Annotated in this window: 15 protein-coding genes; 11 read left to right on the forward strand and 4 right to left on the reverse strand. The window is 53.5% G+C overall.

Features of this window, described 5'->3' with window-relative positions:
• Nucleotides 1-45: 45 nt before the first annotated feature.
• Nucleotides 46-795 carry a hypothetical protein gene (locus ACFSW5_RS19295; protein ID WP_379276629.1) on the reverse strand — a complete coding sequence of 250 codons (750 nt, stop codon included), beginning with the start codon at nucleotides 793-795 and terminating at the stop codon, nucleotides 46-48.
• 368 nt (nucleotides 796-1,163) lie between these two features.
• Between ACFSW5_RS19295 and ACFSW5_RS19300 the strand changes: the two genes are divergently transcribed.
• The 6 genes from ACFSW5_RS19300 to ACFSW5_RS19325 all read left to right on the forward strand — a co-directional run bounded on the left by ACFSW5_RS19300 (nucleotide 1,164) and on the right by ACFSW5_RS19325 (nucleotide 7,036).
• Nucleotides 1,164-2,801 (forward strand): PucR family transcriptional regulator, encoded by a 1,638-nt coding sequence (locus ACFSW5_RS19300; protein WP_379276631.1) that lies wholly within the window; start codon nucleotides 1,164-1,166, stop codon nucleotides 2,799-2,801.
• Nucleotides 2,798-4,123: a 5'-deoxyadenosine deaminase gene (locus ACFSW5_RS19305; protein ID WP_379276636.1), complete on the forward strand. Its 1,326-nt coding sequence runs from the start codon at nucleotides 2,798-2,800 to the stop codon at nucleotides 4,121-4,123. Before ACFSW5_RS19300 ends, ACFSW5_RS19305 begins: the two co-directional genes overlap by 4 nt.
• 105 nt (nucleotides 4,124-4,228) lie before the next feature.
• Complete coding sequence (locus ACFSW5_RS19310; RefSeq protein WP_379276638.1) at nucleotides 4,229-5,329, forward strand: XdhC family protein; 1,101 nt, start codon at nucleotides 4,229-4,231, stop codon at nucleotides 5,327-5,329.
• A complete protein-coding gene (locus tag ACFSW5_RS19315; protein WP_379276642.1) occupies nucleotides 5,271-5,855 on the forward strand; it encodes a nucleotidyltransferase family protein in 585 nt (194 codons plus the stop codon). Before ACFSW5_RS19310 ends, ACFSW5_RS19315 begins: the two co-directional genes overlap by 59 nt.
• A gap of 279 nt (nucleotides 5,856-6,134) precedes the next feature.
• Nucleotides 6,135-6,602 carry a GNAT family N-acetyltransferase gene (locus ACFSW5_RS19320; RefSeq protein WP_379276645.1) on the forward strand — a complete coding sequence of 156 codons (468 nt, stop codon included), beginning with the start codon at nucleotides 6,135-6,137 and terminating at the stop codon, nucleotides 6,600-6,602.
• A gap of 74 nt (nucleotides 6,603-6,676) precedes the next feature.
• On the forward strand, nucleotides 6,677-7,036 hold the full coding sequence (locus tag ACFSW5_RS19325; RefSeq protein ID WP_379276647.1) for a winged helix-turn-helix transcriptional regulator: 360 nt from the start codon (nucleotides 6,677-6,679) through the stop codon (nucleotides 7,034-7,036).
• A gap of 138 nt (nucleotides 7,037-7,174) precedes the next feature.
• On the opposite strand, the gene ACFSW5_RS19330 is transcribed toward ACFSW5_RS19325, so the two are convergent.
• On the reverse strand, nucleotides 7,175-7,738 hold the full coding sequence (locus tag ACFSW5_RS19330; protein WP_379276650.1) for an NAD(P)H-dependent oxidoreductase: 564 nt from the start codon (nucleotides 7,736-7,738) through the stop codon (nucleotides 7,175-7,177).
• A 270-nt stretch (nucleotides 7,739-8,008) separates the two neighbouring features.
• Between ACFSW5_RS19330 and ACFSW5_RS19335 the strand changes: the two genes are divergently transcribed.
• Nucleotides 8,009-8,569 carry an HAD-IIIA family hydrolase gene (locus ACFSW5_RS19335; protein ID WP_379276652.1) on the forward strand — a complete coding sequence of 187 codons (561 nt, stop codon included), beginning with the start codon at nucleotides 8,009-8,011 and terminating at the stop codon, nucleotides 8,567-8,569.
• Between the two features lie 60 nt (nucleotides 8,570-8,629).
• On the opposite strand, the gene ACFSW5_RS19340 is transcribed toward ACFSW5_RS19335, so the two are convergent.
• Both ACFSW5_RS19340 and ACFSW5_RS19345 read right to left on the reverse strand, forming a co-directional pair.
• Nucleotides 8,630-8,992: a MerR family transcriptional regulator gene (locus tag ACFSW5_RS19340; protein ID WP_379276654.1), complete on the reverse strand. Its 363-nt coding sequence runs from the start codon at nucleotides 8,990-8,992 to the stop codon at nucleotides 8,630-8,632.
• Nucleotides 8,993-9,030: 38 nt separating this feature from the next.
• Nucleotides 9,031-9,771: an SDR family oxidoreductase gene (locus ACFSW5_RS19345; RefSeq protein WP_379276656.1), complete on the reverse strand. Its 741-nt coding sequence runs from the start codon at nucleotides 9,769-9,771 to the stop codon at nucleotides 9,031-9,033.
• Between the two features lie 401 nt (nucleotides 9,772-10,172).
• On the opposite strand from ACFSW5_RS19345, the gene ACFSW5_RS19350 reads away from it, so the two are divergent.
• The 4 genes from ACFSW5_RS19350 to ACFSW5_RS19365 all read left to right on the forward strand — a co-directional run bounded on the left by ACFSW5_RS19350 (nucleotide 10,173) and on the right by ACFSW5_RS19365 (nucleotide 15,034).
• Complete coding sequence (locus ACFSW5_RS19350; RefSeq protein WP_379276658.1) at nucleotides 10,173-11,351, forward strand: BMP family ABC transporter substrate-binding protein; 1,179 nt, start codon at nucleotides 10,173-10,175, stop codon at nucleotides 11,349-11,351.
• A gap of 93 nt (nucleotides 11,352-11,444) precedes the next feature.
• The gene (locus ACFSW5_RS19355; RefSeq protein WP_379276661.1) at nucleotides 11,445-12,986 is read left to right on the forward strand and encodes an ABC transporter ATP-binding protein; all 1,542 of its coding nucleotides are present in this window, start codon (nucleotides 11,445-11,447) and stop codon (nucleotides 12,984-12,986) included.
• Entirely contained in the window at nucleotides 12,983-14,089 is a 1,107-nt protein-coding gene (locus tag ACFSW5_RS19360) for an ABC transporter permease (RefSeq protein ID WP_379276663.1), read from the forward strand. The genes ACFSW5_RS19355 and ACFSW5_RS19360 overlap by 4 nt, the downstream gene beginning before the upstream one ends.
• Before the next feature lie 18 nt (nucleotides 14,090-14,107).
• A complete protein-coding gene (locus tag ACFSW5_RS19365; RefSeq protein WP_379276665.1) occupies nucleotides 14,108-15,034 on the forward strand; it encodes an ABC transporter permease in 927 nt (308 codons plus the stop codon).
• The last annotated feature ends 75 nt before the right edge of the window (nucleotides 15,035-15,109 follow it).

Here is a 15,109-nt window from a genome sequence, read left to right on the forward strand (position 1 = left end):
TGAGCTAAAAAAGGGACTGCCCATCGGGCGGTCCCTTTTATTCCGTCAATCGGTGCGGGGCAGCGGTTCGAAAATGCCGAATTGCCGCTTGCCGACCTTCGCGTATTGAATCCTTCTGAATTTGCCGTGCTGCAGCTTTTGACTTTTATCCGCGACGACAGCGAGAACGGAACGGCCCGGCAATAAGCGTTCATACGCATTGTCGAAAAGCCGGGCTAACGGGTCCGCGCTTTCGCTTTCCCATGTCACGATATCGCCGTACGGAAGGTCCGTTATGATCAAATTCACTCCGTTCTTCGGCTCGATAGCTTCCGGAGCGGCCTGCTGCGTAATATCGCTTTGAAAAAGAGTGACGTTCCCGATCCGGGAATTCGCGACATTCCCGGTTAAACGATCCGTGCTTTTCAAAGCTTCGCGATGAGAAGATTTGCCGTATTGCCGGACATACTCTTGAATTTGCTCTTTACGGTTGTTTAATCCGTTGGCGGTAAGAAGAGACAAGTTTTTTTCGGCTGTACGGAGCGCTTCGGGGTTGATGTCCGACCCGTAGACGGCACTTATTCTATTGCCGTGAAGCAAGCCGATAACGGTAAGCAAATAGGCTCCTCCGCAGCAAGGATCGTAGACCGAGTAGGGGCCTTGCTCCCCTTTATGCTCCAATATCCGAAAGCATCGCTGTACAATTTCGCTTGCAAGCCTGACAGGAAACGCGGTTGTTCCTTGCGCGTTGTACAATACTCTTCCGCTTGCCAAGTCCTCATAGTTTTTTGCTTCCCGTTCAAAAATATATTCCATAATCGGTTACCTTCCGTTAATCCGTATTAACGCATTTTTAATGCGGTATATCGTATTTATTCTTTTATTTATGACATATAACATCCATTTTAACATGCGGCCTTACGGATTCAAACGTCATTTTGCCGAATCGGTATGAGTACCTGCCGTGTATGAATCGCATTGCGAGCAAAAATCGAAGCTTAGGACATATTATGTTATTTAACATAAATCTATTGCTAATGCAGATGTTGTTGGTTATCATGTTATATAAAATAACATAAGTTCACGATTTTCTGTCGATGTACGCTTTATATGTCTGTCCGTCGGAGACGAATGCACATATCGCCGTGTGCGGGCAAACGATTATCCGCAAAAGAGGTGCCGCCATGTACTTTACCGTAGAGCAGGCTTTATCGGTTTATCCTTTGTCGGAAGCGAGGCTGGTTGCCGGCCGGGCCGGCAAAAGCCGTATCGTAAGATCCGTGAACGTGATGGACGCTCCGGATATTACGGATTGGATCAAAGAAGGCGAGATGCTGTTTACGACCGCCTATCTGATCAAAGACGAGATTCATACGGCCATGCAGCTGATTGAAAGGCTGAACCAATGCGGTTCGTCCGGGCTTGGCATCAAGCTGGGACGGTTCTGGAACGCGATCCCGGACGAACTGATGGACAAGGCGGACGATTTGGGCTTTCCGCTTATCGAGCTGCCTTACCAGTTTACGTTTTCGGATCAGATGAAGGGGCTGTTCCGCGCCGAGATGAAACGGAATACCGGCGTGCTTCAGGATGTGCTGGAAAAGCAGGTCCGGCTTATGCGGTTCGCCTTGAAGTCCGACAATATCGGGCAATTGTTCGACGACGTCGCCGCCGTTATCGGATACCCGATGGCCGTTGTCGGGTCGCGCGGACAAATGCTTTACAACTCTTCGCCGGTACCGGACGGCGAGCTGCTGGCGAACTGGCCGTGGCCGACCCATCATAAATGGATGAAAAGCCAAAGCTGGCAAGCGTTTTGCGTGCCGCTCATGAAGCGCGACCGGTGCACCGGCTTTGTCCTGTTTTTTAATCCGCAGCTGTTTCTGTCCAGCATGGAGGAAAGCTTATATTCGCAAGCGGCCGAGCTATTATCGTTTCATATGAATTTTAACGTCGAGGATTATTTCGAATTGTCGGTGCAAAAAGATTTCGGCTTGCTCCTGAAGCGCTATCTGCGCCACGGTCTTCCGGTCGAGCAAGTAGTCGATTACGCCCGCCGCTGGGAAATCGACCTGTTCGAGCATTCGTACCGGTGCGTGCTGACATGGTTCCCGCAGGATGGCTTCGCAGGCGCGCGAACCGACAGGCTGGAAAAGCTGAAAAACGAATTTTTGAGCCATGCGCGACTTCAGCAGCTGAACGGCATGCATATCTTAATGGAAGAAGGGCTGCTGTCCGTCTTTCCCGACGACGGAAAGGACGAAGGCCGGCTTGAGTCGTCGCTGTATGCGTGCATGTCGAGCCGGACCGTTGCCGAAGGAGGAATGCCGAAGGCGGCGATCAGCAGCCGGAAGAAGAAACCCGAGCAGCTGCTTGAGGCATTCGACGAATGCAGGCAAACGAGCCGGCTTGCCGCGGAATGGGGAGCGGATTCGCCGGTTGTCAAATACGAAACGATGGATCTCGCGATATTGTTCGAACATGTGTCCAAGGAGCGGATGGAAGCGTTCTGCGACCGGTGGCTCGGCGGGCTGACCGGCAAGGACCCCGATTACGCGAACGAGATGCTTCATACGCTGGAAACGTATTTGGAGCAGGACGGGCAATTAAACGAAACGGCCAAAAAGCTGTTCATTCACCGCAATACGGCAACGTACCGGATCGAGAAGCTGAGCGAGCTGCTCGACGTCGATTTCAAAAAAATGAACGATCTGCTGCGGCTTAAAATCGCCTTTATGTTCCGCCGCGTGTTAAAGAGGGAGCAACCCGCGTCGACGGTTGCAGGCACCGATTCTCATTGGCAGAAAGGACGTATTTCATGACGGAATTGCTCATCAAGAACGCAGTCATTATGACCATGAACGAACAAGACGACATTATCGAAGGGGATGTTCGGATTCGGGAAGACCGAATTGCCGAAATCGGCGAACATCTTGAACCGTCCGCGGGCAGCCGCGTCATCGACGCCGGCGGCAAAGTGATGCTGCCGGGCTTCGTCCAGACCCATATTCATTTGTGCCAGACGATGTTCCGCGGACGTGCCGACGATCTCGCGCTGATCGACTGGCTTCGTAAGCGGATATGGCCGATGGAGGCGGCGCACAACGAGGATTCGGTTTACTATTCGGCGCTGCTGGGCATCGGCGAGCTGATCCGCAGCGGCACGACGACGATACTGGACATGGAGACGGTTCATCATACCGATGCGGCGTTTCAGGCGATCTTGGAGAGCGGCATACGCGCGTTCTCGGGGAAGGTGATGATGGACCACGGCACGGAGGTGCCGCCGGCGCTGCAGGAGAAGACGGACGAATCGCTTAGCGAGAGCGTTCGCTTGCTCGAGAAGTGGCATGGCAAAGGAAACGGCAAAATCCGGTACGCTTTTTGTCCCCGCTTTGTCGTGTCTTGCACGGAAGAGCTGCTGGTCGGGGTGCGAGACCTTGCCGAGCAATACGGCGTCAAGGTTCATACGCACGCATCGGAGAACGAAACCGAAATCCGGATCGTCGAGGCGGAGCGCGGAATGCGCAACGTCGTCTACCTGGACCATATCGGGCTTGCCCGCCCGAACCTTATTCTTGCGCACAGCATCTGGCTGAACGACGAGGAGAAACGAATCATTAAAGAGCGCGGCGTCAAGGTGACGCATTGCCCGGGTTCCAACTTGAAGCTCGCGTCCGGCGTGGCGCAAGTGCCGGAGCTGCTTGAAATCGGCGTAACGGTCGGCATCGGCGCGGACGGGGCGCCGTGCAACAATAACCTCGACATGTTCCAGGAGATGAGGCTAACCGCCTATATCCAGAAGGTCAAGCACGGCCCGACCGTCATGAACGCCCGCCAGGTGCTTCGTCTCGCCACAATGGGCGGGGCGGAGGTTCTCGGCATGGAACGGGAAATCGGCAGCATCGAAGCCGGAAAGCTGGCGGATATTCAATTGCTCGATTTGGAGGATTTTCACGTTTACCCTTCCTATGACGCCGACTGGTATTCCAGAGTCGTATATGCAGCGACGCGCGGGGATGTCGACACCGTCATTATCGGCGGGGATATCGTCATGCAGAACCGGATCATGAGAACGATCGACAAGCCGCGCGTACTGAAGGAAGCCGACCGGTCGCTCAAGGATTTGCTTGCCAGACTGTAACCGGCATAACCGCCGCTGCACGAAGAGCTTGCTTCCGAAGCAAGATTTTGCTGCGAAGAAGGACCCGAGAAGCACAGCTCCGCAAAACTTTAAGGAGGGTGACTTATGGACATGCACCGGCTTTTGTCGGCGTTTGATCCCGATTCCGGCCCTTACGTGATGGCAACCGTCATTCATACGGTCGGCCATGCCTATCGCAAGCGTGGTAGCGCGATGATCCTCGGGCTTGACGGGACCAAGACGGGCAGCATCAGCCCGGGTTGTCTCGAAACCGACCTGCAGGAGCGGGCTCCCTGCGTCTGGGATAGCGGTCAAGCGCAAATCGTCGGGTATAATTTGCAGCCCGAAGAAGACGCCGTATGGGGAGAGGCGTTGGGCTGCGGGGGCGAAATCCGCATCTTGCTCGAGCCGGTGCAAGGCGAGCTTCGCCGGCAATTGCTGGACGCGAAAAAAACGCTGGACGGCCGGCGATCGGTCCGGTTTATCCGCCGCCGGCTTGAGGACGGGCGAATCGCATACGCCGCCGTCCATTTGCCGTCCGCCGCTTCGGGTGAACCGGGTATACTACTCGAGGAGAAGGGGGGCGGCGACGAGATGCTGACATTCGACTGGCATCCGCAGCCTCGCCTTCTCTTGTTCGGGGCCGGCGACGATTCGATTCCGATCGCCCGGCTGGCGATGCAATCCGGGTTTGCGGTTACCGTCGCGGACTGGCGGAGCGGTTTGTGTACCCCAGAACGTTATCCCGGGTCGCAGCTTATGGTCGGTCGGCCTGAAGAGATCGCCTCCGCGTTCAAGCTTGGAGTAAACGATTACGTTGTCGTATGCAGTCATCAGCTGGAGCGAGACCGCCGGATGATTGAGCTCGCGCTTGCGGCCGGGGCCCGCTACATCGGCGTTATGGGTTCGAAGAAACGGATTGCGCTGCTCCTCGGCGAGGAACGGCCGTCCAACGTATACGCGCCTATCGGATGCTCGATCGGCGCTGAAGGCGCCGACGAGATTGCCGTCAGCGTAGCGGCCGAGCTCATCGCCGTCCATCGGGGCGCCGAAAACGGCGGAAGGAAAGGGGCTGGAGCCGATGAAGCTGTCCGCCGTCTATTTGGCCGCGGGACAAAGCCGGAGAATGGGGCGGCCGAAGCTTTCCATGAAGCTGCCGGATGGAATGCCGCTCGGAGCTATGGCGCTTCGTGCTCTATTCGCTAGCGGAGCGGCCGCAAATCCCGTTTATGTTGTTGTCCGGCCGGACGACGATCTGCAGTGGTTGCGGTACGAGAGCGGCTTAAGCGGCCGCTGCAGCGGGAGCGTCCATATCGCGCTATGTCCGGATGCGGCGCGGGGCATGTCCTATTCGATCCGCTGCGGCATTCAGGCGGCCGAAGCCGAGGAGCCGGACGCGCTGTTGATCATGCTGGCCGACCAGCCTTTCGTCAGCGCTTTGCATCTGAAAACGTTGGCGAGCGAATATATGCGGGATCAGGATGCCGATTATGCGGCAAGCATCGGGCGGGAAGGCGTTCCGATGCCCCCTGTCATCATCGGCAGAAAGCTGCTTCCGCAGCTGTCGCGTCTTGAGGGCGACATGGGAGCGCGCAAGCTGCTGCAGTCGCCCGGACTTCGCGGCACGAAGGTTCCCGTGCGATCGGAAGCGGAGCTTCTCGACATCGACGACGCGGAAGGCTACCGCACGGCGGCGGAGTTTTTTGTACGGCAATATAGGGAGTCGCAATAGCGGCAACGAATTGCAAGGCGTCTATGAAAGGCGTCTTGCTTTTTTTTCATTTTGTTATCGCAATCGGCTTGCTAGTCTAATGTCCGTATCCGTGCAACGCCTTGTATTTGGATTTACTCAAATAAAGCAATCCAAACCCGAGCAATAACTACATCATAACGACTGCATAATCGTCCAAGCCGTCACTCCTTTTTGTTTTTATTATGCTTGGTTAATGATAAAATTTATAATGAAATGACGTAAGACGAGTATAGATGAGCCGAGAAAGGATGAGCCGAGATGAACATTCATATTGAAAGAGCTTGCGTATCCGATTCCGAAGAAATCCTGTTGTTGCAAAAGCTTGTTTACCGAAGCGAAGCGGAACTATACGGGGATTTTAGTATTGAACCGCTTGTTCAGACAATCGAACAGCTGCAAAAACAGTTTGAAGATCACATTATACTTAAAGCTGTTGATAATGACGTCATCATCGGTTCCGTGAGGGCTATCGAGCAAGATGGTACATGCCTGATCGGCAAGCTCATGGTTAGTCCGAGCCATCAAAATAAGGGCATCGGCAAAATGTTGATGCACGCGATAGAAGATTTTTTTCCAAATTGTCGTTATGAATTGTTTACCGGCAGTAAAAGCGGAAAAAATATGGCCTTATACGAAAAGTTAGGCTATAAAGCTTCTAAAGTACGTGCGGTTACCCCGGATTTTACTTTGGTCTACCTTGAAAAAATTCATGATCAACCGCTTTGACATAACGCATGTTAGTGAACAAAAAGGGAGTTTGCCGACGGCAGCTGCTTAACAAAAAAAGGAGGGTGCAACTTATGCGGGAAACTTGCGTTCCGCCCGGCGTAAAACTAAAAGATACCGGCTTTGGATATACGTTGTCCTTAATAGGCGGTAAATACAAAATGATTATTTTGTATTGGCTGTCCGAACATAAAGTTATGCGGTTTAATAAATTGAAACGATCCATCGATAACATTTCCTTTAAAACACTAAGCGTCATGTTAAAAGAAATGGAGGAAGACGGCCTTATCCTACGAAAGGAATTTCCCCAAGTTCCTCCAAAAGTCGAATATTCCTTATCCGAACGCGGCCGCTCTCTCATTCCGGTGTTAAATATGATGTGCGAGTGGGGGGAGAAAAACGGTATGCCGGTCTTGGAAGCAGCAAATGGATAAGATAATAGCGTTTTTTATATCAAAAGAAGTATCTCCCTGACAAGGAAATACTTCTTGTGTACTACATTTGAAAGTTTTCGAGCACGAAAACTCGCTTTCCGATTGGCGATAATCCCCATGGCTTCATGGAACCGTCTATTACAGGTTGTCGATAAAATTCAAATAGTTACGTGCGCTTCTGTCCAATTGGCTCTCAGACGTCTCGTTTTCCATTCCGGGCACATTATCACCCGGCTCGTTCTCCATACCATAAAAAGCAAAAAACGAACGATAATTGGCTTTGCAGTATAGAAAGGTCGTTTCAAACGGAACCAATATTTGTTCCAGCGTATACCGGTATCTCCCCGTTGCGCGATAATTTTCTTCTTTGATTCCGGCAGAAACGCCAAGCGCAACTTTGCGATTCTTTAACTTGTCGCCTCCGTTCGAACCATAAGCCCAACCGTAAGCCAATACATCGTCAAGCCATTTTTTAAGGAGAGGCGGGCAATTAAACCAATAGATCGGGAATTGTAAGATAAGATTATCGTGCGATTCAACCCATTTTTGTTCTTGTTCCACGTCAATCTTTCCGTCGGGGTAAACCTTGTGCAATTCATGAACGGTGTATTTTTCCGGATATTTACGGAGCTCCTCAACCCAACGTTTATTGACGACGGAAGTTTCTATGCTTGGGTGCGTTACGATTACTAGAGTTTTCAAACGTTTGTCCTCCTTGCATGGTTTTCTTTGAGTATAAAGGGTTCGATTTTCAGATGTAAGTACGCACTTTTAGAACAGGTACTGTCGTAAAGGTAAGTATCGTTTCGTTGAATGTGATTTTAATGATTTGGATAATGAGCTACAATTCATTTAAAGTCCAGGGAGGTAGTCAAAGTTGCTCGCGGCCCTTTCGACGGTAGTCCTGCTTGCAACCCAAATCCATCCATAGCCGATTTCAAACGAATCGAAAAACTCGAAGGAGGGGCTAGTTTGCCGCCAATTCAAGCCGTATTTGTGGATCGTGACGGAACATTAGGCGGGACGGGACACTTTATCCATCCGCGGGATTTTCAGCTGTACCCGTCCTCGTTAGAGGCTTTGCGACTAATGAAAGAAAGCGGAATGCGGATTCTGGCTTTTACGAATCAACATAACATTTCCAAGGGCAAAGCGACGGAGTTGGATTTTCTCAAAGAGTTCGAGAGTTATGGATTCGATGCGGCGTATATTTGTCCTCATGAGCCGGAGGAGGGTTGTAATTGCCATAAACCGAGGCCGGGCATGCTTCTGAAGGCGGCGTCCGAATTTAACTTGGATCTGACCCGCTGCGCGGTTATCGGCGACGTCGGTTCGACCGACATGCTTGCGGCCGCTGCGGTAGGAGCCCGAAGGGTCCTTGTAGAGACAGGCTGGGGAAAGCCGTCATTGGAAAAATATCGCGACAAGTGGTATGAGCAGGCGGCGCCCCATTACATCGCAAAGGATCTTCCGGACGCAGCGAGATGGTTGATCGGTTTAAATGAACAAGGTCAATCAGCGCCGGCCGACTGACCTCATATGACGATAAAGGAACTAACAACTAGGGTGGTTCCTTTTCTTTTTTTATATAGTTTAAGAAAGCGTCTCTTGTTGGAGCCGCATTTTCATATATAAATCGATTTTGCGGTCAATCATATTCTGATACGCAAGGAGCTCGTCCATCTTAGCCATGACGGTTTCTTTTTGCTTTTCCAATACCGCGAGGCGCTGGTCAATAGCGGTGTGGTGAACGAACCGTTTTATATCCGATATCGTCATTCCCGTTGCCCGAAGACAACCTATAAATTCAAGCGCCTCCAGATCTTTTTCCGCATAGCGGCGCATCCCGCTCCCGTTGCGGCTGATAGACGGCAACAGGCCTTCCTTCTCATAATATCGCAAAGTATGAATGGACAATCCGGTTAGCTCAGAAACTTGGCCGATCGTATAAATCATGCCGCTTCCTCCAATAGCAGGTATCAAAACTGAACTCATTATAATTCCTGATTGGTAGGCCTTACAATGATTTCGTTTACGGCCGTATTTTCCGGTTGGGAAATGGCATACAGAATGGAGTTGGCGATCGCTTCCGCAGGCAACCCGATCTGCAACGAATCCTCGATGCTTTGCTTAATCTCCTCATTCGAAATCGTGTTGACGAGTTCGGTTGCAACGCCTCCGGGACAAATAATCGTTGTCCGAATATTATTTTCGGCCTCCTCTTGACGCAGAGCTTCGGTTATGGCCCGAACGGCAAATTTAGTCCCCGAATAGACGGCCCACGTTTTTCTAACGATATGACCCGTGACCGACGAAACGTTAATGATATGTCCCCGTTTTCGCTCCCGCATATGCGGAAGCACCGCGCCGATGCCGTACAACACGCCTTTTATGTTGACATCGATCATTTGCTCCCATTCCGCCACTTTCTTCTCATGCAAATAAGAAAGAGGCATGATCCCGGCGTTGTTAACCAACACATCGATGCGACCAAATGTGTCGATAGCGAACCGCGCAAGTTCCTCTACCTCCTCGTGGCGGGAAATATTCGTTACTTTGTACTCGGCAATGCCGCCTTGCTGTTGAATTGAAGACTTTAATGAACGTAAACGCTCTTCCCGCCTCGCCGCCAGGACGACCTTCGCTCCGTTTCGGGCAAGCAGCTTGGCGGCAGCTTCTCCAATTCCGCTCGATGCTCCGGTAATAATGACGACTTTATCTTCCACGTTAAACATTTACAACCACCCTTTCAAACTTAAGTTGGGTCCAGTATAGAATCTAGAGTGCGCTCTAGGTCAAGTCCCGTAGTTAATATCGGACTTGCAGCGTTGTCCGCAGGGGCAAAAGCGCTTCTTGCACGGATGGGATAAAAAAGCGGCTCTGGTGTAGAGAGCGTTATTTCTTTTGGGTTGGCCTTCAGGGGCGAAGCCTCTAGGGGTCCCCCCTGACGACAAGGGGGATTTAGGGGGTTCGGATGTCTTACGTGCACGATGCACAATGAAAATATCCCGATTTATACACCGCGACGATATTCATGTAAGCTATATTGACGGGACTATGACGCGAATCTATATTGAAAATACATTAGCGGCGGATACGGCCGCGGTGACCATAAAGAGAGTTGGGGAGGTAACGTATGAAAGTTCTAAGCAAAGCATGGACATCAGGGGTTGCACTCATCATCATGTTGGCCGTTGTTCTGGCGGGTTGTTCTTCGAACGGGTCCGGCAATGGAGCCGGTAACCAAGCAGCGCCGCCCGCGACCGCAGCGGAATCCGAGAGTCCGGCGGCGTCGGAGTCGGCGGAACCGGCCAAAGGAATTGCCAATCCCCGTGTAGCGTTTGTTTACATCGGACCTCCGGGGGACGGCGGTTGGACCTTCGAGCACGACAAAGGCAGAAAATATATGGAGGAGCAGCTTGGCATCAAAGCCGATACGGTAGAAAACGTGCCGGAAAGCGCGGATGCCGAACGGGTCATTACGGAGCTTGCGCAAAACCATGACATAATTTTTACGACGAGCTACGGCTACATGGATCAAACGCTGAACGTCGCCAATAAATTCCCGGACGTTATCTTTATGCACACCGCAGGTTATAAAACCGCCGAGAACATGGGCAACTATTTCGGCAAAAACTATGAAGCGAGCTACTTGTCGGGTATCGCGGCGGGCAAAACGACGAAGTCGAACAAAATCGGTTACGTCGGCGCATTCCCGATTCCGGAAGTCATTTATAACATCAACGCCTTTACGCTTGGCGTCCAAAGCGTCAATCCCGACGCGACGGTAAGCGTCGTCTGGACGAACACGTGGTACGACCCGTCGACGGAACGGCAGGCCGCGGTCAGCTTGCTGGATCAGGGCGCGGACGTATTGCTTGCTTACCAGGATTCGCCGGCCACGCTGCAAGCGGCGGCCGAGCGCGGAGCCATGGCAGGCGGCAACGATTCCGACATGACGCGTTTCGCGCCGGAAGCGTACTTGACGAACCCGATATGGAACTGGGGTCCTTATTATACGAAGGTCGTTCAATCCGTTATCGACGGCACCTGGAAAAGCGAGTCGTATTCCGGCGGCTTCGAGGACGGCATGGTGGATATCGCGCCCCTTGGACCAAGCGTACCGGAAGAAACGAAGAAGCTGGTCGAAGAAGCGAAGGCAAAGATCAAAGCGGGTGAACTGGAGGTATTTACCGGACCGATCGTCGATCAAAGCGGAGCGGTAAAGGTCGAGGACGGCAAAACGCTTTCGCTCGAAGAAATTTTAGCCATGAACTGGTTCGTCAAAGGCGTGGAAGGCACGATACCGCAATAACGGCTTCCAAGATCGCCGTTCAAACAAAGGGCCGGCGCTTCAAAAAGGGCGCTGGTCCAACCCATTCATGCAAGGAGAGGGGAGGGGGGGCCTATGCGGAAGGAGGCCGTCTACCCGCTGGAGATGCGCCGCATCGTCAAGCAATTCGGTTCCGTTACGGCCAATGACAACATCGACTTCGCGGCCCGCGCCGGAGAGATTCACGCTCTTCTGGGGGAGAACGGGGCGGGCAAAAGCACGCTCATGTGCATGCTGTCGGGCGTTTACCGCCCTACCAGCGGGGATATATTGCTGCACGGCAGCAAAGTCAAGATCAAGTCTCCGAAGGATGCGATGGAGCTAGGCATCGGCATGGTGTTCCAGAACTTTCGGCTCGTGCAGACGTTAACCGCCGCCGAAAATATCGTGCTCGGAGAAAAGTCCTCCTTCTGGCGCGGTAGGGGATGGATGAAGAACAAAGAGCGGGAAATCAAGGATTTATCGGATCGGTTCGGCTTAAGCTTTCCCGTCGACCGCCCGATCTGGCAGCTGTCTGTCGGGGAGCAGCAACGGGTCGAAATTGTCAAAACGCTTTATAAAAAAGCGAGCATCGTCATTCTCGACGAACCGACTTCCGTGCTGACGCCGGGAGAGGCGGAACAGTTGTTCGAGACGCTTCGCCATATGAAGCAAGAAGGCAAAACCGTCATCATTACGACTCATAAGTTAAAAGAAGTGATGGCCGTGTCGGACCGGATATCGGTCATGCGCAAAGGAAAGCTTACCCACACGATGGACCGGGACGATACGAACGAGCGGGAGCTGGCTCGGCTTATGGTCGGCAAGACGGTCGGCGAAGCGCGGCATATGCCGCCCAGGCCGCAAGGCAAACCGCTTCTGACCGTCGAGCAGGTGGATGTCTTCGCCGACCATGGCCGCAAGGCGCTGGACAATTTCAGCCTGCAGCTGTACGAAGGCGAAATTCTAGGCGTCGCGGGCGTGGCGGGGAACGGGCAAAAGGAGCTGGCGGAGATGCTGTCCGGCATCCGTTCCTGGAAAAAAGGCCGAGTTACATTCGCGGACCGGGCGCTGCGGAGCGGCTCGGTTCGCGCAGCTATCGAAGCCGGCATCTCCCATGTACCCGAAAATCGGATGAAAAGCGGGCTTGCCGGAAGTCTCGGCTCGGTCGACAACCTGCTGTTTAAATCGTATCGAACGAAAGAACGGTCGCGGTACGGCATGATGAAATCGGCCGGAAACCGAAAATGGGCGGAACAGCTCGTCCAGCGTTTCGATGTCAAGACGCCGGATCTGGATACGCCCGTCCGCCAGCTGTCCGGGGGGAATCAACAGAAGCTGCTTCTCGCCCGGGAAATCGACGCGGACCCGCTGATGATGATCGCCGTTCACCCGACGCAAGGGCTAGACGTAGGCGCGACGGAAGGGGTTCATCAGTTGCTGGCGGATTTGCGCGGCCGAGGCCGCAGCGTGCTTCTCATTTCCGAGGATTTGGATGAGGTGCTGCAGCTGTCCGACCGCATCCTCGTCATTTTCAACGGCCGCATTGTAGGCGAAATGAAGCGGGAGGAAGCCGACAGAGACCGAATCGGCATGCTGATGGCCGGGCTTTCCGCAGCGGAGGAGGATGCAGGATGAACGAAAGTCCGGCGGCAGCCGCTTTTCAAGAAACGAAGAAAAGGAGAGGATTGCTTTCCTACCGGCTGGAGTGGGATTCCTCGCGCAAGGAGGGCTCTTGGTGGGTGACGGTCGTGTCCGTCGTACTGGCGCTTGTCTTTTGCGGCATTTTTATATGGGCGAACGGAATGAATCCGTTGACGGTATACGCCAAAATGCTTAAAGGCGCGTTCGGCTCCGAATTCGGTCTTACCGAGACGTTCGTCAAGGCGATTCCCCTTCTGTTATGCGGTCTCGGCGTAGCCGTCGCTTACCGGCTTTCGATCTGGAATATCGGCGCCGAAGGGCAATTTGCGATCGGCGCGATCGCCGCGACGGCGGTCACGATTTATTTTCCGGCCATGCCGGGGTATATGGCGATTCCGACGATGATCGTATTTGCGGTAGCGGGAGGGGGTTTATGGGGCTTGCTGACGGCGATTCCGCGCACGTATTTCCAGGTGAACGAATTGATTTCTTCGCTCATGCTGAACTACGTCGCTTTGCTGGCGCTTGATTATGTCGTGTTTGGTCCTTGGAAAGACCCGAAAGGATTTAATTTTCCGGGCACGGCCATGTTCAGCGACGCGCAGTCTTTGCCGCTTCTCGGAAGCACCCGGCTGCATTTCGGCATCGTATTCGCGATCGTCGCCGTTGTCCTTTATTTTATCGTCATGAAATATACGCGCTGGGGCTACGAGTGGCGGCTTATCGGCGCCAACCCGGAAGCGGCAAGGCACTCGGGCATTCCGATCAACCGCCATATTCTGCTCGTCATGATCATTAGCGGCGGGCTGGCGGGCCTTGCCGGAATGGCCGAGGTATCGGGCGTCGCACACCGGCTCATGTACGGCCTCTCGCCGGGCTACGGCTATACCGCCATCATTGTCGCCTGGCTGGCGAGACTTCATCCGGTCGGGCTTGTGCTTTCGTCCTTTCTGTTCGGCGGATTGATTGTCGGCGGATACAGCGTGCAGACGATCGGGTTGCCTTCGTCGATCTCGGAAATGATTCAAGGCGCAATATTGTTTTTCTTGATCGGGGGCGCAACGGTAAGCAAGTTCCGTCTGCGCAAGAACGGATAAGGGGGGCGAGAGGGCATTATGGACATCATCACTTTAATCGCCGCCGCGATTTCTTCCGGCACGCCGCTGCTGTTCGCGGTGCTTGGCGGCATCCTTATCGAGCGGTCCGGCATCATTCAGCTCGGAGCGGAAGGGCTTATGCTGATGGGAGCGGTGCTGGCCTGCCTCATGTACATCCGTACGGAAAGCCTGCTGGCAGCGATTGTTGTCCCGCTTGCGGTATGCGGATTGCTGGGCATGCTGCACGCCTTCTTGTCCGTCACGCTGCGGACGAACCAGATCGTAAGCGGCCTCGCCATGACGTTGTTCGGGAGCGGGCTTAGCGCCTACATCGGCAAGCCGATCAGCGGCCAGCCGCTGCCGGGCACGTTCCCGAAGCTCGACCTGCCTTGGCTGGAAGGCGTACCCGCGATCGGCGCGATTTTTGCGCATATGGATCTGTTGACCTGGTTCAGCTTCTTCTTGGTTATCGCGCTTCATCTTTATATTTATCGCACGTCGTGGGGACTGCATCTGCGGGCTCTGGGCGATAATCCGCCTACGGCCGACGTCATGGGGATTCCGGTGCAGCTGCTTCGTTACGGATACGTCGTCGCCGGATCGATGCTGATCGGGTTGGCGGGGGCCGACATGCTGCTCGTCTATTCCCCGACGTGGACGGAAGGGATGACGGCCGGGCGCGGCTGGATTGCCGTCGCGCTTATTATTTTCGCCAGATGGAACCCGGTTCGGGCTTTGTTTTGCGCTTATTTGTTCGGGGCGCTTGATTCGATCGGCTTCCGCATTCAGCTGACGGGAAGCGAGATTCCTTCTTATTTCTTGAAGATGATCCCTTACATCGTTACGATACTCGTTCTTATGTTTCTGGGCTGGCGCAACCGGAACAAGCCGTCCGGCTCCCCGGAATCGCTTGGCACTCCGTATATCCGCGAGCAGCGCTTATAAAGATTAACGGCGATACGAAAGGGATCGTCCGTCCACAAGGGATGACTTATCGTTTTGATTTGCTTTCTAAAAGGA

Source organism: Paenibacillus thailandensis, from assembly GCF_042685365.1.
Classification (GTDB): Bacteria; Bacillota; Bacilli; order Paenibacillales; family Paenibacillaceae; genus Paenibacillus_AP; species Paenibacillus_AP thailandensis.